Source organism: Inhella sp., assembly GCF_041912635.1.
In the GTDB taxonomy this organism is placed as follows: Bacteria; Pseudomonadota; Gammaproteobacteria; order Burkholderiales; family Burkholderiaceae_C; genus Inhella.
Genome location: NZ_JAYRMO010000004.1, coordinates 143,488 through 167,001, shown reverse-complemented (window position 1 = coordinate 167,001; position 23,514 = coordinate 143,488). Strand labels below are relative to the sequence as shown.

The window sequence follows — 23,514 nt, the reverse complement described above, 5'->3', positions numbered from 1 at the left end:
GGTAAGTTACGCCGCTTGCAATTCACCCTCGACAGGCGGCCCCCGTGATCAGTCTCACCACCCTGGGTTCGGCGTACACGCAGAACTTTGATTCCCTGCCCAGCACCGGCACTTCCAGCACCCTGCCCGCGGGCTGGGTCATCCTGGAGTCGGGCACCAATGCCAATGCCACGCTCACGGCGGGCACGGGCAGCAGCAATACCGGCGACACCTACAGCTTCGGCCAGACGGGCAGCACCGACCGGGCACTGGGTGGGCTGCTGTCGGGCAGCCTGACGCCGATGTTCGGCGTGGCCTTCACCAACAACACCGGGGCCCTGATCACCGAGCTGCAGATCAGCTACCGCGGCGAGCAATGGCGCCTGGGCGCGCTGAACCGCGAAGACCGGCTCGACTTCCAGGGCAGCCTGGATGCGACCGCGCTCAACACCGGTACCTGGCACGACCTGAACAACATGGACTTCATCGCACCGGTTCGCACCGGCACGGTGGGGGCCCTGAATGGCAATCTCGACGCCAACTCGCTGCTCATCACCAACATCGCCGGCCTCAGCATCGCCCCCGGTGCCACTTTCTGGCTGCGCTGGACGGACTTCAATGCCTCGGGCTCCGATGACGGCCTGGCCATCGATGACTTCTCGATCACCCCGATCGGCACCGCGCCGGCCAAGCCCAGCGTCAGCCTGAGCGTCAGCAGCAACAGCGGCAGCGAGGCGGCCGGCAGCCAGATCACCGTGACGGCAACGGCCAGCAGTGCGGTCAGCGGCGACGAGACGGTGCAGTTGGGCGTCAGTGGCACGGGCATCGACGCCAGCGACTACCTGCTCTCGGCCACCAGCATCACCATTCCGGCCGGCCAGACCAGCGCCTCGGTCACGCTGACGATCCAGAACGACAGCCTGCCCGAGCCCGACGAGAACCTGGTGCTGACGCTCAGCAGCCCGAGCAGCGGCATCGACCTGGGCGGCACGATCAGCCAGACCGTCAAGATCGTCGATGACGACGCGCTGCCCACGCGCATCCATGAGATCCAGGCGGCCTCGCATCTCTCGCCGCTGAACGGCCAGGCGGTGCGCAATGTGCAGGGCATCGTCACCGCCAAGGCCAGCAACGGCTTCTACATCCAGGACCCGCAGCCCGACGCGGACCCGGCCACCTCCGAGGGCATCTTCGTCTTCACCGGTGCGGGGTCGGCGCTGCTGACGGCGCGCACGGTGGGCGAGGCGGTGCTCGTCAGCGGCACGGTGACGGAATTCCGTGCCGGCGGCGATGCGAACAACCTGACGCTGACCGAAATCACGAACAACGCGGCGGTGCAGTCGCTCAGCGTCGGCCCCTGGACCGCCGGCGCGGGCCTGAGCATCACCCCGCTGGTGCTGGGTACGGACCGCGTGCCGCCCACCCAGGCCATCCACAACGATGCCGCCTCCAATGTCGAGACCGGTGGCGACTTCGATCCCGCCAGCGAAGGCATCGACTTCTGGGAGAGCCTGGAAGGCATGCTGGTGCGGGTGGAGCAGCCGCTGGCCGTGAGCCCCACGCTCAGCCAGGGCAGCTCGGAATCGATCTGGGTGCTGGCCCGCAATGGCGCCGGCGCCACCGGCCTGACCGGCCGCGGCGGTATCGAGGTGTCCGCGGGCGACTTCAACCCCGAGCGCATCCTGCTCGACGACATGGACAACGCCCTGGTGATGCCCTCCGTCCACGTCGGCGCGCGCCTGGGCACGGTGGACGGCGTGGTGGACTACAACGCCAACAACTTCAATGTGCGCGTCACCACGGCCCCCACCGTGACCAGCAATGACCTGCAACGAGAGACCACGGCGCTGGAGAGCGACGGCAACCACCTGCGTGTGGCCACCTTCAACGTCGAGAACCTCAGCCCCCAGGATGGCGCCACGAAGTTCAATGCGCTGGCGCAAGCCATCGTCGGCAATCTGCGTGCGCCCGAGATCCTGAATCTCGAAGAAGTGCAGGACAACAACGGCTCCACCAACAACGGCGTGGTGGATGCCACCCAGACGCTGCAGGCCCTGGTCAATGCCATCCAGGCCGCAGGCGGACCGCGCTACGAGTGGCGCCAGATCGATCCCGTCAACAACCAGGACGGTGGTGAGCCGGGCGGCAACATCCGCACCGTCTTCCTGTTCGATCCGGCCCGCGTGAGCTTTGTCGAAGGCTCGCTCAGCCGCCTGACCGATCCTCTGGCCTCGGGTTCCAACGACGGCGCGTTCGAGAGCAGCCGCAAGCCCTTGGTCGGCAGCTTCGTGTTCAATGGCGAGACCGTCACCCTGGTTGGCAACCACTTCAACTCCAAGGGCGGCGATCAGCCGCTCTATGGCCCCACGCAGCCGCCGGTGCTGGGCAGCGAAGCCCAGCGCATGCAGCAGGCCGCGATCGTCAAGGCTTTCGTCGAGGGGCAACTGGCGAGCAACCCCAACGCCAAGGTGCTGGTGCTGGGTGACCTGAACGACTTCCAGTTCTCGAACCCGGTCAATCTGCTGGAGAGCGGTGGGCTCGCGGCACTGATCGACACCCTGCCGGTCGGCGAGCGCTACACCTACAACTACCAGGGCAATGCCCAGGCCATCGACCATGTGCTGGCCAGCCAGAGCCTGGTGGGCCTGCTGCGCGGCTACGACGTCGTGCACATGAACTCCGAGTTCGTCGACCAGATCAGCGACCACGACCCGGTGGTGGCGCGCTTCTTCATCGAACGTGCCGGCTCGGTGCTGGACGGCACGCGCGGCCGCGACACCCTGGTGGGCACGAGCGGCGCCGACCGCATCACCGGCGGCCAGGGCCGCGACACCCTGACCGGCGGTGCGGGCAACGACGCCTTCGTCTACACCAGCCTGCTCGATGCCGGCGACCAGATCACCGACTTCACGCCCGGCCAGGACCGCCTGGACGTCAGCGCCCTGCTGGCCGCGGTGGGCTATGCCGGCAGCACCCCCTTTGCCGATGGCTACCTGAGCCTGCTGCAGCAAGGCGCCAACACCGTCGTGTACTTCGACGCCGATGGCGCCGCCGGTGCCGGCCAGGCGCGGCCCCTGGTGGAGCTGGTGGGCGTGCTGCTCAGCGAACCCGGCCTGCTGCTCGACCCCGGCTTCTGAACCCTTCGCGATCCAAGGACCTCAACATGAACAAGCAACTCCAACGCGGCCTGGCCGCCCTGGGTCTGAGCCTGGCCAGCTGGGCCAGCCTGGCGGCCCCCGTCACCGTCAACTTCAGCGTCACCATCGACAGCGCTGGCAGCCCGCTGGTTGGCCAGAGCTTCAGCGGCAGCGTCAGCTTTGACGATGCCCTGGGCAGCGTGATGGGCGACGAGACCCTGTTCGACCTGAGCAGCTTCAGCTTCGATTTCGCCGGCAGCAGCTATGGCCTCGGCGATCTGTTCGCCGCCTCGGCGGTCTACAAGAACGGCCAGTTCGTGGGCCTGGACGCCCAGGGCGATGGCTTCAGCTTCATGCCCGCCTGGGGCGGTGCCGAGGCCTACTTTGGCTACGACTTCGGCCCCGACGGCATGGGCAATGGCAGCTTCGCGGCGCAGATCGACCCGGGCAACGGCGTGCCCGAGCCCACCGGGCTGGCGCTCGCGGGCCTGGGTCTGTTTGGCCTGGCCGCGGCGCGCCGCCGCGCGCGCTGATCAGTACGTGCCGGGCTCGCGCAGCGCGCCCAGCACGTCGCTGTGGAACTCGCGCCGGTAGAGCACGAAGAGCACGAAGGCCGTGGCCGCCATGAAGGCGAAGGGCGAGAAAAACCAGGCCACGGCCGCGAAGCTCAGGTAGTAGGCGCGCAGGCCGTCGTTGAAGGTCTCGGCCGCCATGCCCATCAGCCGGCCGGCGTGGTCGGCAAAGGCCTGGCGCTGGTCTTCCTCGGCAAACTGCGCGGCCTCCGGCGCCGCGCCCACGAGGATGGCGCCAAAGCTGTACTGGCGGATGCTCCAGGTGAAGCGGAAGAAGGCGAACACGAAGATCGCCGTCAGCAGCGCCAGCTTCAGGTCGAAGACCAGCAGGCTGGTGCGCGCCGCAAAGGGAATCTCCTTGACCAGGCCGCTGACCTTGTCGGTCGAGGCCATGGCGGCCAGCAGGCCGCCAATCACCAGGATGCTGGTGCTGGCAAAGAAGGCCGGGCTGGCCGACAGGTTCTGCACGATGGCGGCGTCGACGATGCGGTTGTCGCGCTGCGTGGCCTGCAGCATCCAGGCGCGGCGCCAGCGGTTGGTGATGGCCAGGATGCTGGGCCGGCGCGTGCTGAGCTGGCGCGCCCAATGCGCATAGCCCACCCAGCCGCCGAAGAACAGCAGCAGGGCCAGCAGATCGGGCAGGGGCAGGGGGCCGAAGACGGGGTTCATCGCGCGCTGTCGTTCAAAAAGCCATGTAGCGGCCGGGTTTGTGATTGACCGCCAGCGCGAAGTTCATCGCCAGCGCGGCCAGCACCGAGAGCGCCAGGCGCGTGGCATCCAGCCAGGGCCAGGCGGCCAGCAGGATGGTGGCGTCGATGCCCATCTGCAGCCAGCCGGCCCGCAGGCCGAAGCGCTCCTGGCACCACAGCACCAGCACGTTCAGCCCGCCCAGGCTGGCGCGGTGGCGGAACAGGATGATGAAGCCGGCCCCCACCAGCAGGCCACCACCCACGGCGGCGAACAGCGGTTGCACCGAGTCGATGCGCAGCCACTGCGGCAGCCAGGCCGTCAGCAGGGTCAGCAGGCTCACGGCCGCCAGGGTCTTGAGCGTGAAGCGCGCGCCCATGCGCTTCCAGGCCAGGGCGTAGAAGGGCAGGTTGATGCAGAAGAACAGCGGCCCGAAGGGCAGGCCGGTGGCGTAATGCGCCAGAAAGGCCAGACCCACGGTGCCACCGGTGACCAGGCCGGCACGCTGGAACAGCGCCAGGCCCAGGGCCACGAACAGGGTGCCGGTCAGCAGGGCCTGCACGTCTTCGTACGGGCGGTGGCGCTGGGCGGGGCTGCTGGTCATGACGGGCGGCAGTGTAGGAGTCACTTTGGCGGCGGAATGCAACAGCGCTGTGCAAGCGGCCCTTGCATGGTTGACACTGGTTGCCTTGCAGTCGCGCGCTGCTCTAGCAGCGCCTCACCTCACGGCCATGTCCGATCGCAACCTTGGCGAAACCTTCGCGCAGTATTTCGAGATCCTGCCGGCGCTGGATGCGGCCACGCGCGCCGACGTGTATCACGTGCGCCATGAGGTCTATTGCCGCGATCTGGGCTGGGAGCCGCTGCGCGAGGACGAGCAGGAGACCGATGCCTACGACGCCCACTCGGTGCACCTGCTGCTGCGCCGTCGCGGTGGCGGCGAGCTGGTGGGCTGCACGCGCGTCATCCTGACCAATCCGCAGGCGCCCGAGGAACTGCTGCCGGTGGAGGAGAGCTGTGCCGAGGTGCTGGACCACCGGGTGTTCGACCCGGCCAGCGTGGCGCGCACGCGCCTGGCCGAGGTATCGCGCCTGGCGGTGATGCGCAACTTCCGGCAGCGCAAGGGCGAACAGGAAACGGCGGGTTCGATGTCCGGTGACGACTTCGAGTCGCGCGGCCCGCAGATGCGCTTCCCCTTCATCCCGGTCGGGCTCTACCTGGGAGCCGCAGCGGTGGCGCGGCGCTTTGGGCGCGACCATGTGCTGGTGCTGACCGAGCCGCGGCTTGCGGTGCATTTCGCGCGCATCGGCTTTGCCATCCACCCCATCGGTGGCGCCATCGAGCACCGGGGCCTGCGCGTGCCCTCCCTGCTCTACACGGAGAAGGTCATCACCGGGCTGCGCCCCTTGATCCGGCCGCTGTACGAGCACATTGAGGCCAGCGTCGAAGCCGAGTACGCGCGCCACCCGGCCTGAGGGTGCTGCCCACGCACATCGGGGCGGCGCGTGCAGGAACTCGTGGTGGCGGGCCACCGCTTCGCCCAGGTGCTGGCGCAGCAGGCGTTGCAGGGTGCCGTCCTCGCGCAGGCTGCGCGCGGCCTGGTGCAGGCGCTGGCGCAGTGGCTCGGCCACGGCTTTTGAAACCGCCCAACCGGCCTGGAAGCGGTCCTGCGCAAACCAGTCCTGCAGGCTCCAGTCGGCCAGTTCCGGCAGTTCGTTCACGGCCGAGGGAAAGAGCAGCACGGCGGCCACCCGGCCGGCCTGAAAGGCGCGCAGCAGGGCCAGCATGTCGGCGCCTTCGCTGACGCGGCCCTGCTGGCGCAGTGCATCGACCCAGGCCTGGGCTGCCGGCCCGCGCCGACCGCCGCGCGTCACGCCCAGCAGCAGCTCGGGCTGGGCATCGAAGGCGGCGCGGTCGGGCGTGGCCAGCGCCTGGGCGCTGCGCAGCAGCACCACTTCGCGGCCCTGCAGCAGCCACAGGAACTCGGCCTCGGCGCGGCGCTCGGGCAGGTAGGTGGCTCCGGCGGTCAGGTCGGTGGCGCCGCTGCGCAGATCGGACCAGAGCCGGTTGGTGTTGGTGGGCAGCAGCTCGAACTGGCAGCCGCTGCGTCGGGCCAGTTCGGCGGCGATGTCCACGTCCAGCCCCGTGCTGGCGCCGCCCGGGCTGGCGGGGCGGTAGTAGCCCGGGTAGGGCAGCACGGTCAGGCGCAGGTGCGCGGGCTCGGCGGCCTGGGCCGGCCCGAACCCCCCGCCCAGCGCAAGCAGCAGGCTGCGGCGGGACAGGGGCTGAGCCGGCAGGGCGCTCAGATCAGTACAGGCGCAGACTGATCCAGTAGCCGATGGCCGCGACAAAGGCCGAGGCCGGGATGGTCAGGATCCAGGCCCAGACGATGCTGCCTGCCACGCCCCAGCGCACCGCGCTGGCGCGGCGCGTCGAACCCACACCGACGATGGCGCCGGTGATGGTGTGCGTGGTCGACACCGGAATGCCCAAGGCCGTGGCCAGGAACAGGGTCAGGGCGCCACCGGTTTCGGCACAAAAGCCGCCCACCGGCTTGAGCTTGGTGATGCGCTGTCCCATGGTCTTGACGATGCGCCAGCCGCCGAACATCGTGCCCAGGCCGATGGCGGCGTAGCAGGAAATGATGACCCAGGTGGGGGGCGACTTGTCGGCCGCATCGGCGTAGTTGGTGGCCAGCAGCAGCATCCAGATGATGCCGATGGTCTTTTGCGCGTCGTTACCGCCATGGCCCAGGCTGTAGGCGCCAGCTGAAACCAGCTGCAGGCGGCGGAACCATTTGTCCACCTTGGTGGGCCGCGTGCTCCGGAAGATCCAGGCCACGATCACCATCATCAGCGAGCCCAGCACGAAGCCCAGCACCGGCGAGACGAAGATGAAGACCACCGTCTTCATGATGCCCGCCGCCAGCAGGGCCGAGGCACCGGCCTTGGCGATGGTGGCGCCGACGATGCCGCCGATCAGCGCATGCGAGCTGCTGGACGGGATGCCGTAGTACCAGGTGATGACGTTCCAGGTGATGGCGCCGCACAGGGCGCCGAACACCACATGGGTGTCCACCACCCCGGGCTGCACGATGTTCTTGCCCACCGTGGCGGCCACGCTGAGGTGGAAGATGAAGATCGCGATGAAGTTGAAGAAGGCGGCAAACACCACGGCCTGGCCGGGGCGCAGCACGCCGGTGGAGACGACGGTGGCGATCGAGTTCGCCGCGTCGTGGAAGCCGTTCATGAAGTCGAACAGCAAGGCCAGGGTGACCAGCACCATGACCACGTAAAGCGCGGTTTGGGTCGTTTCCATGACTGGTGACGGGCCCGCGGCTTACGAGTTTTCGAGAATGATGCCCTCGATGACGTTGGCAACGTCCTCGCAGCGGTCGGTGATGGTTTCCAGCAGCTCGTAGATGGCCTTGAGCTTGATCAGCTCGCGCACATCGGTGCAGTCGCGGAACAGCTTGCTCATGGCCATGCGCATCACGCGGTCGGCGTCGCCTTCGAGCTGGTCGATTTCCTCGCAGGTCTTCAGCGCGGCTTCCATAGTGGCCGGCTCGGCAATGCGCGGCAGCAGGCTCACGGCGTGGCGCAGGCGCTCGCAGCACTTCAGGCTCAGGTCGGTCAGGCGGCTGATTTCCTCGGTCATCACCTGCACGTCGTACAGGGCCATGGTTTCGGCCGAGTCCTGGATCAGGTCGGCCACGTCGTCCATGGTGTTGATCAGCGCGTGGATCTGGTCGCGGTCGATCGGCGTGATGAAGGTGACGTGGATGGCGCGGTTGACTTCCTGGGTCACGCGGTCGGCGTCATGCTCGGCGCGGTCTACCAGCTCGTTGTACTTGGCGCGCAGCTCTAGGTTGCCGTAGTTGGCCACCAGCAGCGAGAAGGCCTTGGCAGCCTCGACGATCTGATCGGCATGCTGGTTGAAGAGTTCGAAGAAATTGCCGTCGCGCGGCAGCAGCTTTCCAAACAGCATGGGTCAGGTCTCCAGGGGTGGTGCAGAGGGGCCAAACGAACGAGCGCCCGGTGGTTGCCGGGCGCGTCGCGGAGTAGGGGGTGAACGGGCGCTATTGTCACCGGTTCGTCACAGATGCCCGATCCCGGGTGCTCAGTTGTGGATGTAGCGCTCAAAAACGGGCGCGAAGTCGCGGCGGTGGAAGCGCTCCAGCACAGTGCCGTTGATGTTGTTGAGCAGGGCGTTGTAGTGGGCGGTCACGACCTCTTCGCTGGCCGTGCCGAGCTTGAACATCTGCCCCACCACGCCCAGGCAGTGCATGGCGTTGTCGCGCGCGCGTTCGTCGCGCTCCTGCAGGCGGCCGATCATGATCAGCGCCTTGTAGATGTCCTTCACCTGCTCGATGAAGCTCTTGCGCACGTCGATGCTGAAGGGCGATGCGTCGCCGATGGTGAACTTCAGCTCCACATCCATGTCGATGGTGCCGGCCGTCTCGATGGTCACGCGGCCGATGCGATGGCTGCCGTACTCGTAGCGCTTGATGGTGCGCTTGCTGGAGACCGCCGAATCGCCATCCACATGAACCAGTGCCAGGTTGGTGAAGCAGTACTCGTCCTTCTTGGACTTGATGAGGAAGAAGATCTTCTCGCCGTCCTCGCTGAAGAGGTAGTCGTCGGCATCGACCTTGTTGTAGTCGCTCGGCGGCACGATGACGCCAATGTCGCTGAGGCCCAGGGCCTCAGAAGCCAGTTTCTTGAACATGCGGGGGCTCCTTCCTGAAAGGGAGCCAGGACGATAGTTCGGGCCGACGGTTTTGGCGAGCCTGGTTTCAGAGCGGCCGCATCACCCGAAAGCCGATGGCGTCCGTGCGCGCATCCGGCGCCTGGCGTGCGCGCTTGGCGGGGCGGGTGCGCGGCGGGGCGTCGTACCAAGAGCCGCCGCGCACCACGCGATGTGGGCAGCGCTCGATCTGGGCCGCGCGGCCATCTTGCGGCGGGTTGCTGGCGTAGGTAGCTTCGCTGTAGCAGTCCTGCACCCATTCGGCGGCATTGCCCAGCATGCCGTGCAGGCCGAAGGCATTGGCTTGCAGCTCGGCAGCGGGGGCGGTGAAGGGATGGAGGTCGTCACAGCCGGCCAATTGCCACACGCCCGCAGCGCCCGGTACGGTGCGCTGTGCGCTCTGGTCGGCGCCGTTCACATGCTGGCAGAACTGACGCAGTGCGGGGTCTGCGCCCCAGGGAAAGCGCTCCTGGCTGCCGGCGCGCGCAGCGTACTCCCACTCGGATTCGGTCAGCAGCCGGTAGGGCTTGCCGCCGGAGTGCTGGTTCAACCATTGCAGATAGGCCTGAACGTCCTGCCAGCTGATGCACACCACCGGGTGGTTAGCGGCCTGCTCGAAGCCCGGGCGGCGCCAGTTGCGTTCAGTGGTGCGGAGGGCGAGCTTGCCGTTCCAGGCGGTGCAGCCATCGCCGCGCTCGGCCTCGCTGCGGTAGCCGCGGTCGCGCACGAAGGCGCTCCACTCCGCGCGCGTCACTTCCATGCGGCCTACCGCCATGGGCTGGGCCAGGATCACCTCGTGCCAGGGGCCTTCGTCCTCGCTGCGCCCTTCCTCGTTGTCGGGCGAGCCCTGAATGAATTTGCCGGCCGGCAGGATGACGAGTTCCGGGCAATCTGCGCAGTCTCGGAAGCGCTCGCCCGGTGCACTCGGGGTGGCGCGCTGCTGCTCGGCGCGGGCCTGGTCGACCCGTTGTTCGGCTTCGGCACGCAAGAGTTCGTCGTCGTGGCTGAAGGGGTTGTCGACCGACCACTTCTCGAGAAACTGGCCCCAGCGCTGCGCCTGCAGGCTCGCTGCGCCGCCATAGGTGCTGAGGCGGTCGAAGTCCAGCTTCATCTGTGCCTGTTTGGCCAGCCATTCGGGGCGCTCCTTTTCGTCGGGTGGCGCAGCCATCTGGCGCGGTGGCTCGGCGGCGGGCGGCGGCGCCGGCGCGGCGGGTTCAGGTTCCAGGGTGGTCGCGGTGTTCTGCGCCAGCATGGTGGGGGCGTTGCCAACAAAGGCGAAATCGCCCTCGATCGAGCCCTCGCTCCAGGGTTCCTGCGCCCCCTGCGAGCGGGTGCGCACGGCCTTGATGACTTCCTTCAACAACTGCTCCACCGGCAGGTTGGGGCGCATCATGTGGTGCAGCAGGGCCTCGGTGAACTGGCCGTTGCGACTGCCGTTGCGGCCATCAAAGGCCACTTGGCTGGGCTTGGCGGCGTAGGCAATCAGCATGCCGCTGGGCAGTGGGAAGTCGCTGCGCGCCAGGCCGGTGGCGCTGCCCAGCAGGGCGCGTTTGAAGGGGTTGTCGCGGCAGGCGTCCAGGAATACCAGGCTGGCGCGGCTGCGCGAGCGGGCCAGGATCTCCAGCATGGCGCGCAGGTTCAGGCTTTGGTGCCGGACGTCTTCTTCACTTTCGATGCGGGCGTCCACCGTCGGGAAGTAGTTCTCGCCGCTGATCTGAAAGCCATGCCCGGCATAGAACAGCAAGCCGATGGCACCGGGCGCCTTGTCCAGCTTCTGGCGGAACTCGCGCTGCACCGCGCCCAACTCGGCGGTGCGCAGGTTCTCGCGGTAGACGATGTCCTCGGCCGCGAAGCCAGCACGCAGCAGATTGGCGCGCATATCGCGCGCGTCGTTCACCGGGTTCTTCAGCGCCCCCTGCATGTAGTTGGCGTTGCCGATGACCAGCGCAATGCGGCGCTCTCCGGCCCCATGGGCGGTGGCTTGGAGGTAAAGGAGCAGAAGCAGCAGCAGGAAGCGGACAAGTGGCATGCAGGCGTGCGGGGGCGACAGGCGGTGAAATTGTGCCCAGATGTAAGCTGTTGCGCTCATCATGGCTGGGCGAGCCTGCGGGTTCCGTCACGGCGGGGGCTGAGATGTGCCGTGAGCGGCGGCAGCACAAACCCCGTGGTCGGGAGCGTGGTCAGCGCGGCATGCTCTCTCCAGGTGCCGGACTGGGCATTAGACAAGGAGCCAATTCGTGCGGTTTTTTTCCAAAGCGGGACTCGGGCTGGCTGTGGTGGGCCTGATACAGGGATGCGCGGCGCCGCCTCCGGCAATGCCTGACCCCTTGACGACCATCCTCAACAGCACCGGCAAGGCTTTGTCCGAGGTGCGCTACCAGTCGTGTGGCAATGCCGGCGATGAATGGCAGCGCGTCAAGGATTCGGCACTGCGCCCGGGCGGCACGCTCGAATTCGTGCTGCCGGCCGATTGCGTCAATTTGATAGCCCTGTATGAAGGCGGCAAGGTGGCCGGCACCCAGACCGGCGTCAAGAAGAGCTTCCCGTTCCGCTGGGTGCTGTACTGATCTCAATCGATCCGGAGTCCGCATGAAACGCTTGAGCATTCCCCTGGTCTTGGCCGCCCTGTCGGGTTGCACCTCGGTGTCGCATTACGTCGTGGCCTCGCAATTCGTGGCCAGCAGCCAGGGCCAGCAGCCACCCGAGGTGATCGAAACCGAGGCCTACCGGGTCGACGGCGCGCGCACCACCACGGTGGCCGTGCGCGCCCCCGACAGCTGCGCCAATGCCACCGCCGACCAGGCTTCGGGCGGTGCGCAATCGCAGGGCGCCATCCTGGCCACCACCTGTGGCGTGGAGATGGGCGACATCGAGCGTGCCTTCGCGCGAGCCAATTACAAGGTGATTTCCTGGAAAGTGCTGGCGCGTGAGATGGCCGGCAACAAGTCCGCCACCGAGGTGGCGCAGGCGCTGGGCGCCGAGGTGCTGTTCCAGATCAACTCGCTGGAAAAGTCGCAAAAGACCCTGGGCAAGGACGCGCGCTGGGAGCGCCGCTACTACCGCTCCGACGCCAATGGCGCGCGCCTGGGCGACCAGCCCCTGCCCGACGACCAGCGCGACCTGATCGCCCGCACCTATCTGACCCGCCTCGAGGGCCAGTACAACCCGCGCACCTATGCGGTCACGCTCGATGCCTCGGCCGTCTGGGTCAAGTCGGGCCAGTCGATCTGGTACTACCGCTGGACCAAGGCGGCCGAGCCACCCGAGTCCGGCTCCAGCTACTCCCTGCACCTGAACTGCAAGGACAACGTGCTGGCGACATGCATCGCCACGCGCCAGGCCGAGCAGGAGCGCGCGCGCAGCGGCGGCGGCAGCTCGCAGGCGCGGTCGGGCGAAGTGGTCGGGGTCAGCGTGTCGGAAAAGGCCGAGGACCGCGAGCGAGCCGTGCAGGCCGAGTTGCTCAAGGAGGTGATCGACAACTTCGTGCAGCGCTTCTCGGCCGCGCGCAGCTTCGCCCCGGGCAGCTGAGCACCCATGGCCTGATCAAGGGCCCGCGCTGCGGGCCCTTGGCACTTTCTGCCCATGACCACTCTGAACACCCCCCGCCTGCGCCTCGAACCCATCACCGACGTCCACTTCGAGGGCCTGCAGGCCATGAACCGCCTGCCCGAGGTGATGCGCTACATCAGCGGCGCCCCCGAAACCCCTGAGCAGACGCGCGAGATGATCGAGCGCGTGAAGGCGCGCTGGGCCGAATGGGGCTTCTCCTGGTGGGCTTTCATCCATCTGGCATCGGGGCGTATCGCGGGGGCAGGCTGCATCCAGTACCTGGACCGCCTGCCCGGCAACCCGCACGAGATCGGTTGGCGCCTGCACCCAGACTTCTGGCGCCAGGGCTTTGCCAGCGAGGCCGCTGAGGTCATGGCCAGCTTTGCCTTCGACACCCTGCAGGTGCCCGAGCTGGTGGCCGTGCGCCACCCCGACAACCGCGACTCCGCCAAGGTGATGGAGCGGCTGGGCATGCAGGAACGCGGCCCCGGCACCTGGTATGGCGCCGAGCTGGTGCTGCACGGCATCAGCGCGGCGCAGTGGCGGGCGCGTCGGCCGCTTCGCTGAGCTTGGGGATCCACTGCCGGCGCAGGCGCGCCAGCGTGCCGTCGGCCTTCGTCTCGGCCAGCGCCTGGCGCAGGCGGAGCAGCAACTCGGGGTCGCTGCCCTTGGCCAGGGTGAAGTAGTAGCCGCCCTCGGTGGTGAGCTGCAGCACCGGCTCCAGTGCTTCTTCGGCCATGCCGGGTTCGGCGTCGAGCTTGCCCTCGCTCCAGATCACCATCGGGATCAGGTCGAAGCGGCCCATGCGCAGCATCCGCCCCAGCGCACGCCGGTCGTGCATCACCTCCAGGTTCCGGCGCGGCGCAAAGCCCAACTGCTCCAGCTTCGGGATGATGGCGTCGGCATAGGCCACACCCACGCGGTACTGGCGGGCCTCCGCCAGCTTGCGGATCTGGATGTCGGTGCGGCGCTTCATCTTCCAGAGCCAGACATCGCGCGGCGCGATCGGGCCCAGCCACTCGAACAGGGCCTCGCGCGGTGGCGTGCGGGCCAGGGTAAAGAGCAGCACATCGGGCTGGTGCAGGCCGCGCTCATAGGCCAGGCGAAAGGGCAGGGCCTCCAGCTCCAGGCGCAGGCCGGCGCGGCGCGCCAGTTCCTCGGCCAGCTCCACGCTCAGGCCCTGCAGTCGGCCATCCAGCAGGTAGTTGAAGGGCACGGTGCCGTCGCCGGCCACGGCCTTCAGCGTGGCCGCTGGCGCCGCATGGGCCAGACAGGGCGCCAGCAGGGCGCCTTGCAACAGGGGGCGGCGCCGTGTCATGGGTCTTCGGTGTCGACCTGCTGAAACAGGGCCTCGCCCCAGGCCATGGGGCCGACCAGGGTCAGGGTCAGGGTCGTCCATTCAGGGCCTTCCTGCAGCTCCTGCAGGTGGGCGTCCCAGACGCCGTGCTCGTCCAGCGCGCCTCGTGGTCCCGGGGCATGGGCCTCGGCCCAGGCGAGCAGCTCATCGAGCTCCGCGCGCGCCGCGGCGGCATCTGCCGGGCGCACGCTGGCCATGGCCTCCCAACTGCCGTGGCCGTCGTCGTCCTCGCTGCTGGAGATGCTCAGGTACTGCAGGCGCATGGCGGCGATTCTGGCCCTGGCGGGACTCAGTCGAACTTCCACACCCACAGCCCGTCCACGCCGCTGTCCTCCCCACTGCGCGCACGCAGCGTGAAGCGCTGGCCCAGGCGGTAGGCGAGCTGCCAGCTGCCGGCGGCCTGGCCCAGGCTGCGCTCGTAGGCCAGGCTCCAGCGGCGGCCCAGCTGGGCGCCCACGCGCAGCACGCGCTCGCCTTCGTCGGTCGGCGAAAGGCTTACCTCGGTCAGGCCCAGCTTGCCCATCAGCTCGGAGGCCGGGTTCTCGCCTTCGCCGGCCAGCAGGGCCAGGGCGGCGCGTTGCAGCAGGGCGGCGTCGCTGCTGCCCAGCTCGTCGGGGGCGCGGCCCAGCAGCAGCCAGGAGAGCACTTCGGTGTCGGACAGCACGGGCTCGCTGTACAGGCGCACGCGGGGTTGCAGCGCGCGGCCGTCCACGCGCACGCCCACGCGCTGCTCCATGTCGGGCCGCACGGCCAGCAGGTCCAGGCGCGGGTTGTCCAGGCCGGCCTTGTCGAAGCTCAGTACGCCGGTCTCGATCTCCAGGTCCTGCCCATAGGCGCGGTAGCGCCCGCCGTTGGATTCGATCTGGCCGCTCCAGCGCGAGGGTTTGCCGGGCTCCATCTGCAGGCGCAGCTGGCCGGTGGCGCGCGTCTGCAGGCCGCGGCCGCGCACGGTCAGGCGCTGGCCCAGGTCCAGGCGCAGGTCCACCTGCGGTTGCCAGGCGGTGGCGCCATTGGCGCCGCGCGCCGCCACCGAGGCGGTGCCGGCGCGCAGCACGCGCACGTCTTCGCCCAGCACGGGCGCGTCGGCGCGACCGAGGTCGAAGCGCCCTTGGTCCACCGTGAAGCCGCCCTGCAGACCGAGCTGCCCGGGGCGCAGGCGCAGTTGGGCGTCGCCGCTGAGCACGAGCTGACGGTCGTAGCGCTGCAGCACGCGCCAGGCCTGCGCCTGCAGCTGCAGATCGGCCTGGGTGTCGGCCTGCCAGTTCAGCTGGCCGGCGGCCAGCAGCTGGCCCCCGCGCTCGGCCGGCGTGCCACCGGGCTGGCCGCCGAGGTGCGAATCGACCAGGCGTGCCTGTGCGCCCTCGAAACGCAGCTCGACCTGGCCATCCTGCGTGGCAAAGCCGCTGGCCGGGTGCTGCAGCGCGAGCTCCTGCACGCGTAGCGGGCCGTGGATCAGCGGCAGGCTGCGCTGGCCGCTGATGCGCAGGTCGGCCTCGGCGCGGCCGCGCAGGCGCAGGCCGCTCAGCCCGCCCTGCAGCCAAGGCTCCAGCGCCTGCAGGGTGGGCAGGCGGGCTTGCAGCCGGCCATTGAGCTGCTCGGCGGCGTCGAAACCGAGCCGCAGCTGCAGCTCGCCATGGGCCTGGCTGGCCAGCTGCAGGCTCAGGCTGGCGGCCTCGCCCAGGCGCTGGGCCTGCAGATCGAGCGTGCGCAGCTCCAGCGCGAGGGGCTGGCCGGCGTCGTCAGGCAGGCTCAGGTCGCCTTCGAGCCGGCTGAGGCGTGCACTGCCGCTGAGCTGGCTGCCCTGGCCTTGCAGATCGGCCTCCAGCTGGGTGCGCAGGTCGCCCTCCCACGCGAAGCCGGTGGCGGCGCGCAGCCAGGGGGCCAGGCGCGGCTGGCCCTGCAGGCGCAGCTGCCAGGCCTCGGCCGCGTAGCGCGCCTGCTGCAGTTGCAGCGGCTCGCCCAGCAGTTGCAGCGTGGCGGGGCCTAGGGTCCATTGACCAGCGGCGGGTTGCCAGCTCAAGGCGCCTTCGCGCAGCTGCAGCCAGGCGCTGCTCGGGTCGGGGCCGGCGTCGAACTGCAAGGCCTGCCAGTCCTGCTGGCTGCCGTTCCAGCGGCCCTGGGCCTGTCCGGCCACGCGCCAATCCTGCATGCCGCTGCGGCCCTCAGCGTCCATGCGCCAGGCCTGGGTGTCCAGCGGGCCCTGGGCGCTGAACCGTGCCTGGCGCAGGCTTTGGCCGGCGCCTTCCAGGCCGCGCAGGCTCAGCTCGACCTGCAGGGTCTGGGCATCCAGTCGGCCGCGGCCCTGCAGGCTTTCCAGCTGCCAGCGTGCTTGCTGCGGCAGACGCAGTCGCAGCGCGCCAGCGTCCACTTCGGCCTGCCAGGTGCCGCCCTGTTGTTCAGCCTGCAGGCGCAGGCGGCCGGCGGCTTCCTGCAGCCAGGGCTGCCACCAGGCTCGCAAGCTGGTCAGTTCGTCCACCTGCACGCGCGCCTGCAGGGGCTGCCAGCCGCCCATCCAGCCCGTCTGCTGCTCCTGCGCCGTCAGCGCCAAGGTGGCGGGAGCCTGAACCTGCAGGCTGGCCTGGGCCGGCTGGCCGACCTGGGCGCGCTGCCAGGTCGCCTGGCCTTCCAGTGGCAGGCCCAGCCAGCGCGTGCCGGGTTGCAGCTGCAGCTGGGCCTGACCGCTGGCCGCGCGCAGCGCGGCCAGGCTCAGGCTGGGCAGGGCCAGCTCGGCCTTCAGTTCGGCCTGCAGCGGGCTGCGCTGTGCCGGCCAGGGGCCCAGGGCGGGCAGGGGCCATTCGCCTTGGCTGCGGGCCTGGGCCTGCCAAAGGCCAGGGCCGGTCTGCTTCACTTCGGCGCTCAGCTGCTGGCCCGAGGGGCCTTGCAGGTTGAAGAGGAACTGCGTGGGCTGCAACTGCAGCAGGCGCGTCTGGGCCTGCAGCTGCCAAATGCCTAGCGCCTTGCCGGGCGCTTGCAGCTGGCCCTGCAGGCGCAGCTCCAGCGCGTCCTGCGCCTGCTCCAGCGCCAGCGCGCCGCCAATCTGCGCGGCCGGCCAGCCGGCGTGCAGGGCATTCAGGCGCAGGGGTTGCAGGCTGAGGTCGGCCTGCCAGCGCGCCTGGGCGGGCAGGCCGGCGGGGTCTTTCAGGGCCAGGCGGCCGGCGCTGCGGGCGGCTTCGCCCAGGTCCAGCGCCAGGGCCTGTACGCGCAGGCTGCGCCAGTCGTTCAGCGGCACGCGCAGCCGTGCCTCCAAGGCACGCAGGGGCCAGCCGTCCTGGTCCAGCCGGCGCGCGGCGCCATTGCTAATGCGCGCCTGCAACTCGGCCACCTGCTGGGCATCCACCCGGGCCTGCAGCTCGCCGCTCAGGGCCGTGTGCGGCCACTGCGGGTGCAGGCGGCGCAGGTCGAAGGCCTCCAGTTGCAGGCGCAGCTGCTGCAGGGGCTGGGTGGCGAGGGGCTGCAGATCGGCCTGAGCCTGCGCCGCCGGGCCGAACTGGGCCTGCAGGCGCAGCGCGGCCAGGCTGCCCTGGGCCTGAAGCTGCACCGGGTCGAAGCCCGGCACCTGCCAGCGCGCCTGGGCGCTGAGCTGGCCGTTTGCCTGCAGCCGTGCCTGGCCCTGGGCGCTGCCCTTGGCCAGGCTCAGCGGCGCCAGCTGCACGGCCCACAGCGGATCCTGGCGCGCCTGCAGCTGCAGGCTCAGGCCCTGCAGGTGCTGGCCGTCCAGGCTCAGTTCCTGGATCTTGAATGCGCTCAGGCTCAGGTCCAAGGGCAGGCGCAGGCTTTGCAGCAGGGCCTCGGGGCGCAGGGGCTCAGTGCCGGGCTTGCCGGTTTGCAGCGCCAGGCGTTGCGCGCCCAGGCGGCCTTGCAGATGCCACCGGCTGTCTTGGCGGCTCAAGCCCTCGCGCTGCCACTGCAGGCCCAGCAACTCCAGCCGCGTGCCGTCTGCGCCCTGCCAGCGCAGCTGCTCGATGCGCAGGCCGTTCCAGAAGCTGCCCTGCAGGCCCTCGGTCTGCACGCCGGCACGGGCCAGCCAGAAGCGCAGGCCGCTGGCCTGCTGGCTCCATGCCAGCAGCGCAGCCAGCACGCCCAGCGCCAGCAGGAGCAGCAGCAGGCTCCAACGCAGCGCCCGCTTCATAGCGCGATGCCCACCGACAGATGCAGACGCCACTGGCCGGCGGCCTGCTGGGGCTGGTCGCTCATGGCGCGGGCCAGGTCCACGCGCAGCAGGCCCACCGGGCTGCGCCAGCGCAGGCCGAAGCCGGCACCCACGCCGGGTGTGCCGGCGGCGCGCCAGCTCGGCGCGGCCTGGCCGGCGTCCACAAACACGGCGCCGCCAAAGCCGCCCAGGCCGCCGAACCAGCTGGCGGGCAGGGCCTGCTGGGCCTCGGCACTGGCCGTCCAGAGCACCCGGCCGCCCACCGGTTCCAAGCCTTTGGTGCCCAGGCGTTGCGGGCCCAGGCTGCGCGGGCCGTAGCCGCGCACGGAGTCATCGCCGCCGGCGCGGAAGGCCAGGGATTCGGGCGCCTGCAGCGCGGCCGGTGCCCAGAGCTGGCCGGCTTCCAGGCGCAGGGCGAGGCCGCGGCCGCTGCTGGCCGGGCCCAGCGGCAGGTAGACCTGTCCGCGCGCCTGGGCCCTCGCCAGCCCGCCCTGTTCAAGCTGACCCTGCTGGCGCGAGCGCGCCGGGCCGGCGCCCAGCTGGCCCACCAGCAGCCAGCCCTCGCGCGGCAGGCTGATGCTGTCCAGCCGCCGCCAGGCTGCACCGGCTTGGCCCAGTAGGGCCTGGCTGCGCGCGGCCAGCTCGCCTTCACCTTGGCGGCTGCTGAGCAGCTCGATGCCGTAGCTGCGGTCGTTGCGGTTGGTCTCTTCCACCCGGCCCAGGCGCAGGCTGCCCAGGGTGTAGGGCGTGGTGTCGGGTTCTTCGTTGCGCTGCCAGCGCAGCGCGCCCACCCAGCGCTGCTGCAGGCGCCCGGGGTGGGTGGAGAGCTCCAGCTCCAGGAGCTGCGCATGCTGCGCCAGCTGGGCGCGACTGCGCGCACGCAGGGGCTGATCCAGGAAGCGGCGGTGCAGGTGCTCGACGCTGGTCTGCGCGCCGCTGCGCGTCTGCCAGCCCAGGCCCAGGGCGAGCTGCTGGCGCGTGGCTTCCTTGACGCGGATGCGCACCGGCAGGCGGTTGCCGTCCTGCAGCTCCTCGCCGTCCAGCTCCACCCACACGCCGTCGAACAAACCGCTGCGCTGCAGCCGGGTCTGCGCGTCGAGCAGGCGCTGCTCGGTGTAGCGCCGGCCCGGGCGCAGGGCGCCGAGCAGTTCGCGCAGTTCTTCCTCGCGGTGGCGCTGCAGGCCTTCAAAGCGCAGCTCGCCCAGCAAGATCTCCGGCCCGGGGTCGAGCTGCAGCGTCAGGCGCACGTTGCTGCAATCCACCTCGGCCTCGGTGAGCTCCCAGCGCGCCAGCGCATGGCCCTGGGCGCGCACCTGGGCCAGCAGGTTGCGCTTGGCGCTGTCCCAGTCGGCCTGACGAAAGCGCTCGCCCACGGGCAGGGCAAAGGCGGCGCGCCAGGTCTGCCAGCGCTCGTGCTCGGGCTCGGGGCCGCTGAGCAGCAGCTCGCTGATGCGTGCGGGCTCACCCGGTTCAATCTGCAGGCGGCCGGCTGCGCAGTCCAGCTGCACATGGGCCTCGAAGTAGCCCTCGGTCTCTAGCAGCGCGCGCGCCTGCGCCGGCGCCAGACGGCACAGGCGGGCCCACTCCAGCTCGGTGGGTGGGTTGCGGCCCTGCAGGGCCTGGCTCAGGTCCAGATGGGTGCGCAGCAGGGTGGCCAGTGCGCTTGGCGCCTCGATGTCCACCGCCTTGGGCAGGGCCCAGGCGGGGGCGGCCAGCCAGAGCGCGGCCGCCAGGAACGCCCGCCTCATTTGCTCAGATGGCGCATCGCGGCTTCCAGGCCGGACAGCGTGAGCGGGTACATGTGCTGGTGCATCAGGCCTTGGACGAGGTGGATGCTCTGGCGGTACTCCCACACACCGTGCGGCTCGGGGTTGATCCAGGCGTGGCGTGGGAAGGCTTGCGTCAGCCGGTCCAGCCACACCGAGCCGGCCTCCTCGTTCATGTACTCGACGCTGCCGCCGGGCTGCAGGATCTCGTAGGGGCTCATGGTGGCGTCGCCCACGAACACCAGCTTGTAGTCGCGGTTGTACTTGTGGATCAGGTCCCAGGTCGGCGTCTTTTCGGCGAAGCGCCGGCGGTTGTTCTTCCACACGTAGTCGTAGATGCAGTTGTGGAAGTAATAGAACTCCAGGTGCTTGAACTCGCTCTTGGTGGCGCTGAAGAGCTCCTCGACGCGGTGGATGTGCTCGTCCATCGTGCCGCCCACGTCCATCAGCAGCAGCAGCTTGACCTTGTTGTGGCGCTCGGGGCGCATCTTGATGTCGAGGTAGCCGGCGTTGGCCGCGGTGGCGCGGATGGTGTCGTCCAGCGCCAGTTCATCCGCCGCGCCCTCGCGCGCGAAGCGGCGCAGGCGGCGCAGCGCCACCTTGATGTTGCGGGTGCCCAGTTCCACCGAGTCGTCGTAGTCGCGGTAGCCGCGCTGCTCCCACACCTTCACGGCACTCTTGCCCCCGCCCGCGCCGCCGATGCGCACGCCCGCCGGGTTGACGCCGCCATTGCCAAAGGGGCTGGTGCCGCCGGTGCCGATCCAGCGGCTGCCGCCCTCATGGCGCTCCTGCTGTTCTTCCAGGCGCTTTTTGAGCGTGTCCATCAGCTCGTCCCAGCCCAGGGCTTCGAGCTGGGCGCGCTGCTCGGGCGTCAGCTCCAGCTTCAGCTGGGCCTTGAGCCAGTCCTCGGGCAGGTCGCGCGCCAGCTCCAGCTTCAGCTCCACGCCCTTGAAGAAGGCCGCGAAGGCGCGGTCGAAGCGGTCGTACAGGGCCTCGTCCTTCACCAGGATGGTGCGTGCCAGGCTGTAGAACTGGTCGAGCGAAGGCTCGATGACGCCCTGGCGCAGGGCGTCCAGCAGGGTCAGGAACTCCTTGGGCGAGACCGGCAGGCGGGCCGCGCGCAGGGTCTGGAAGAAGGGCACAAGCATGGGGCGATTGTGAAGGCCCGTAGGCGCCGGGCCTCGGAAAACCTCGGGCAAACCCCCGGTTGGCGAGCGGCTACGCTGGCGCCGTGGCACGCCTGAATTTCGCCGAACTGCTGCTGGTGCTGGTGGCCGGCCAGCAATTGCTGGCCGCCGCCATCTGGCTGCTGGCCGTGCGCCTGCGCGTGGCGCCGCGCGTGCCCTCGCTGCACTGGGTGGCTGCTTCGGTGTGGGTGGCGGTGTGCGCTGCCCTGCCGGTTCTGCAGAGCCAGGACCGCTGGTACGGCTTTGGCCTGCCGGCGCTGCTGCTGCCTGGCGCGCTGATCCTCACGCGTCTGGGCTTGGAGATCCTGTTCCGCCAGCCGCGGCGCGATGCGGAACACCTGCTCGTCATGCTGCTGGCGCTGGGGGGCGCGCTGCTGGCCGCGCTGCTGGGTGCGGGCGAGCGCTGGTGGCATGTGCAGGCCTCGTTGCTTTCGGCCGCCTGCCTGCTGCGCGGTGCGGCCTGCGTGCACGGCGCGGCGCGGCGCGAACTGGGCCTGCGAGGCGCGCGCCTGGTGTGCTGGCCGCTGGTGCTGATGGCCCTGCTGTTCGGCGGCCGCGGGCTCGGAGCCTGGCTGCAGCCCGAGCATTTCGCGCAGCCGATGACGGCTGACAGCCCCAGCAACATCGCGCTGCTGATGGCCTACCTCAGCATGAGCGTGCTGTTCCACGTCATGCTCTCTCTCACTGTGGCGCTGCGCCTGGTGGGCAAGCTGCAGCAGCTGTCGCGTCTGGACCCGCTCACGGGCCTGAGCAACCGCCGCGGCCTAGAAGAGCGCTGGGCCAGCCTGCGCCACCGCCTGCCCTTGGCCGCACTGGCGGTGGACGCCGACCATTTCAAGAACGTGAACGACCGGCATGGCCACGCGGTCGGCGATCAAGCCCTGCAGCACCTGGCGGAGCTGATGCGGCGCAGCGTGCGCAGCGGCGATGTGGTGGTGCGCCTGGGGGGCGAGGAGTTCCTGCTGCTGCTCGCCCATACCGACGCCGAGCAGGCGCGTCAGCGCGCCGAGCAGTTGCGCGCGCTGGTGGTGAACAGCCCGCTGCGCCTGGACGAGGGCGAGCTGGCGCTGACCGTCAGCATCGGTGTGGCGGTGGCGGTGCAGGCCGGCCCCTCCGGGCCCTTGATCAGCGCGGCCGACGCCGCGCTCTACGAGGCCAAGCGCAGCGGGCGCAACCGGGTGGTGCTGGGCGCGCTGCAGGAGGCGCGCACCTGATGCTGCGGCTCAGCCTGGCCGAGCTGCTGATGGGCGTGATCGTCTTGCAGCAGGGCCTGGCGGCGCTGATGTGGTGGCTGTCTGCCCGCGTGCAGGTGGTGCCGCGCGTGCCGGCCCTGCACTGGGCCGCCGGCGCACTCTGGGCGGCCGGCGTGGTGGGCTGCACGGTGCTGGGCCAGAACCTCGGCCCCGCCTTCAGCCACAGCTTCACCAACATGATGGCGCCGGGCGTTTTCATCCTGCTGCGCCTGGGTCTGCAGATCCTGCTGCGTGCGCCGCGGCAGGACGGGGAGCACGCGCTGGTGGCCGTGCTGGCCGTGGCCAGCGCCTGGGGCGGGCATCTGGCGGGTGCGCCGCTGTTCTGGGGCATTGCCACGGCCTCGCTGTTGAACGCGTACTGCCTGCTGCGCCTGGCGCAGACCGTGCGCCTGCCGGTGCGCCAGGAGCTGGGCGAGGGCGCGGTGCGCCTCGTCACCTGGCCGCTGCGAGCGCTGGCCGGGGTGTTCCTGCTGCGCGCTCTGCTGGCCCTGGTGGTGCCGCCCGAGGCCGTGCAGCCACTGTACGTGGACACCCCGCCCAACATCGTGGTGCTCGTCATCATGATGACCCTGGGCCTGGTGATGCACCTGGTGCTGGCGCTGTGCGTGGCCCTGCGCCTGGTGCGTCGCCTGCACCGGCTCTCGCGCCAGGACGCGCTGACCCTGCTGCCCAACCGCCGCGCCGCCGACGAACACCTGGCCCGCCTGTTCGCCCGCCTGCGTGCGGGCCAAGGCGGCTTTGCGCTGGCGCTGGCGGATGTGGACCACTTCAAACGCGTCAACGACCAGCAGGGTCATGCGATCGGCGATCGCGCGCTCGCCCATCTGGCCGCTCAGCTGCGCGCGCAGGCCCGGCCGGTGGATCTGGTGGCCCGCTTTGGCGGTGAGGAATTCGTGCTGCTGCTGCCCGATGTGGACGCCGCCACCGCCCACGCCGTGGCCGAGCGCCAGTGCCAGGCGGCGGCGGCCGAGCCGCTGCGCCTGGGCGCCACCGCGCTGCCGCTGAGCATCAGCCTGGGTGTGGGGGTGGCGCGTGCCGACGACAGCGCGGAAAGCCTGCTTGCGCGGGTGGATGCCGCGCTCTACCGCGCCAAGGCCGCCGGGCGCAACCGGGTGGAGCTGGCCGCCTGAC

General features: G+C 69.9%; 20 protein-coding genes and 1 pseudogene. 9 read left to right on the top strand and 12 right to left on the bottom strand.

Annotated features, from left to right (window positions below):
* Positions 1-44: 44 nt before the first annotated feature.
* Both ACE3QP_RS03780 and ACE3QP_RS03775 read left to right on the top strand, forming a co-directional pair.
* On the top strand, positions 45-3,116 hold the full coding sequence (locus ACE3QP_RS03780) for an endonuclease/exonuclease/phosphatase family protein (RefSeq protein WP_374433655.1): 3,072 nt from the start codon (positions 45-47) through the stop codon (positions 3,114-3,116).
* Positions 3,117-3,142: 26 nt separating this feature from the next.
* Complete coding sequence (locus tag ACE3QP_RS03775) at positions 3,143-3,649, top strand: PEP-CTERM sorting domain-containing protein (protein ID WP_374433653.1); 507 nt, start codon at positions 3,143-3,145, stop codon at positions 3,647-3,649.
* On the opposite strand, the gene ACE3QP_RS03770 is transcribed toward ACE3QP_RS03775, so the two are convergent.
* Together ACE3QP_RS03770 and ACE3QP_RS03765 are read right to left on the bottom strand one after the other, a co-directional pair.
* Positions 3,650-4,357 (bottom strand): DUF599 domain-containing protein, encoded by a 708-nt coding sequence (locus ACE3QP_RS03770; protein WP_374433652.1) that lies wholly within the window; start codon positions 4,355-4,357, stop codon positions 3,650-3,652.
* Between the two features lie 13 nt (positions 4,358-4,370).
* Complete coding sequence (locus ACE3QP_RS03765; RefSeq protein ID WP_374433649.1) at positions 4,371-4,979, bottom strand: YitT family protein; 609 nt, start codon at positions 4,977-4,979, stop codon at positions 4,371-4,373.
* 127 nt (positions 4,980-5,106) lie between these two features.
* Here ACE3QP_RS03765 and ACE3QP_RS03760 point away from each other — a divergent pair, with 127 nt between their 5' ends.
* Together ACE3QP_RS03760 and ACE3QP_RS03755 are read left to right on the top strand one after the other, a co-directional pair.
* On the top strand, positions 5,107-5,850 hold the full coding sequence (locus ACE3QP_RS03760) for a PEP-CTERM/exosortase system-associated acyltransferase (protein ID WP_374433647.1): 744 nt from the start codon (positions 5,107-5,109) through the stop codon (positions 5,848-5,850).
* Positions 5,851-5,880: 30 nt separating this feature from the next.
* A complete protein-coding gene (locus ACE3QP_RS03755) occupies positions 5,881-6,015 on the top strand; it encodes a hypothetical protein (protein WP_374433645.1) in 135 nt (44 codons plus the stop codon).
* On the opposite strand, the pseudogene ACE3QP_RS03750 reads toward ACE3QP_RS03755, so the two are convergent.
* The 5 genes and pseudogenes from ACE3QP_RS03750 to ACE3QP_RS03730 all read right to left on the bottom strand — a co-directional run.
* Positions 5,974-6,510 (bottom strand): annotated as a pseudogene (locus ACE3QP_RS03750) (hypothetical protein); the annotation flags it as partial. The gene ACE3QP_RS03755 and the pseudogene ACE3QP_RS03750 overlap by 42 nt on opposite strands.
* Before the next feature lie 172 nt (positions 6,511-6,682).
* Positions 6,683-7,693, bottom strand: coding sequence for an anion permease (locus ACE3QP_RS03745; RefSeq protein WP_374433643.1), 1,011 nt, complete (start codon positions 7,691-7,693; stop codon positions 6,683-6,685).
* A 21-nt stretch (positions 7,694-7,714) separates the two neighbouring features.
* Positions 7,715-8,362, bottom strand: coding sequence for a DUF47 domain-containing protein (locus ACE3QP_RS03740; protein ID WP_374433641.1), 648 nt, complete (start codon positions 8,360-8,362; stop codon positions 7,715-7,717).
* A 132-nt stretch (positions 8,363-8,494) separates the two neighbouring features.
* Positions 8,495-9,103 carry a PH domain-containing protein gene (locus ACE3QP_RS03735; protein WP_374433639.1) on the bottom strand — a complete coding sequence of 203 codons (609 nt, stop codon included), beginning with the start codon at positions 9,101-9,103 and terminating at the stop codon, positions 8,495-8,497.
* Positions 9,104-9,170: 67 nt separating this feature from the next.
* Complete coding sequence (locus ACE3QP_RS03730) at positions 9,171-11,150, bottom strand: SUMF1/EgtB/PvdO family nonheme iron enzyme (RefSeq protein WP_374433637.1); 1,980 nt, start codon at positions 11,148-11,150, stop codon at positions 9,171-9,173.
* A gap of 298 nt (positions 11,151-11,448) precedes the next feature.
* Between ACE3QP_RS03730 and ACE3QP_RS03725 the strand changes: the two genes are divergently transcribed.
* Genes ACE3QP_RS03725 through ACE3QP_RS03715 form a run of 3 tightly spaced genes read left to right on the top strand, consistent with a single transcriptional unit; the run spans position 11,449 to position 13,237 of the window.
* Complete coding sequence (locus ACE3QP_RS03725) at positions 11,449-11,688, top strand: hypothetical protein (protein WP_374433634.1); 240 nt, start codon at positions 11,449-11,451, stop codon at positions 11,686-11,688.
* A gap of 22 nt (positions 11,689-11,710) precedes the next feature.
* Positions 11,711-12,649 carry a hypothetical protein gene (locus ACE3QP_RS03720; RefSeq protein ID WP_374433633.1) on the top strand — a complete coding sequence of 313 codons (939 nt, stop codon included), beginning with the start codon at positions 11,711-11,713 and terminating at the stop codon, positions 12,647-12,649.
* Between the two features lie 54 nt (positions 12,650-12,703).
* Complete coding sequence (locus ACE3QP_RS03715) at positions 12,704-13,237, top strand: GNAT family N-acetyltransferase (protein WP_374433631.1); 534 nt, start codon at positions 12,704-12,706, stop codon at positions 13,235-13,237.
* Here the strand turns inward: ACE3QP_RS03715 and ACE3QP_RS03710 are convergent.
* The 5 genes from ACE3QP_RS03710 to ACE3QP_RS03690 are packed head-to-tail and all read right to left on the bottom strand — an operon-like array spanning position 13,197 to position 21,091.
* Positions 13,197-13,988: a substrate-binding periplasmic protein gene (locus ACE3QP_RS03710; protein WP_374433629.1), complete on the bottom strand. Its 792-nt coding sequence runs from the start codon at positions 13,986-13,988 to the stop codon at positions 13,197-13,199. The genes ACE3QP_RS03715 and ACE3QP_RS03710 overlap by 41 nt on opposite strands.
* Positions 13,985-14,290, bottom strand: a complete 306-nt coding sequence (locus ACE3QP_RS03705; protein WP_374433628.1) for a hypothetical protein — start codon at positions 14,288-14,290, stop codon at positions 13,985-13,987. The genes ACE3QP_RS03710 and ACE3QP_RS03705 overlap by 4 nt, the downstream gene beginning before the upstream one ends.
* Before the next feature lie 26 nt (positions 14,291-14,316).
* Positions 14,317-18,156: a translocation/assembly module TamB domain-containing protein gene (locus ACE3QP_RS03700; protein ID WP_374433625.1), complete on the bottom strand. Its 3,840-nt coding sequence runs from the start codon at positions 18,154-18,156 to the stop codon at positions 14,317-14,319.
* Positions 18,153-19,925, bottom strand: a complete 1,773-nt coding sequence (locus ACE3QP_RS03695) for an autotransporter assembly complex family protein (RefSeq protein ID WP_374433624.1) — start codon at positions 19,923-19,925, stop codon at positions 18,153-18,155. The genes ACE3QP_RS03700 and ACE3QP_RS03695 overlap by 4 nt, the downstream gene beginning before the upstream one ends.
* Positions 19,922-21,091: a VWA domain-containing protein gene (locus ACE3QP_RS03690; protein ID WP_374433622.1), complete on the bottom strand. Its 1,170-nt coding sequence runs from the start codon at positions 21,089-21,091 to the stop codon at positions 19,922-19,924. Before ACE3QP_RS03690 ends, ACE3QP_RS03695 begins: the two co-directional genes overlap by 4 nt.
* An 83-nt stretch (positions 21,092-21,174) precedes the next feature.
* Here ACE3QP_RS03690 and ACE3QP_RS03685 point away from each other — a divergent pair, with 83 nt between their 5' ends.
* Together ACE3QP_RS03685 and ACE3QP_RS03680 are read left to right on the top strand one after the other, a co-directional pair.
* The gene (locus tag ACE3QP_RS03685) at positions 21,175-22,344 is read left to right on the top strand and encodes a GGDEF domain-containing protein (RefSeq protein WP_374433621.1); all 1,170 of its coding nucleotides are present in this window, start codon (positions 21,175-21,177) and stop codon (positions 22,342-22,344) included.
* Positions 22,344-23,513 (top strand): diguanylate cyclase, encoded by a 1,170-nt coding sequence (locus ACE3QP_RS03680; protein ID WP_374433620.1) that lies wholly within the window; start codon positions 22,344-22,346, stop codon positions 23,511-23,513. The genes ACE3QP_RS03685 and ACE3QP_RS03680 overlap by 1 nt, the downstream gene beginning before the upstream one ends.
* Position 23,514 lies beyond the last annotated feature (1 nt).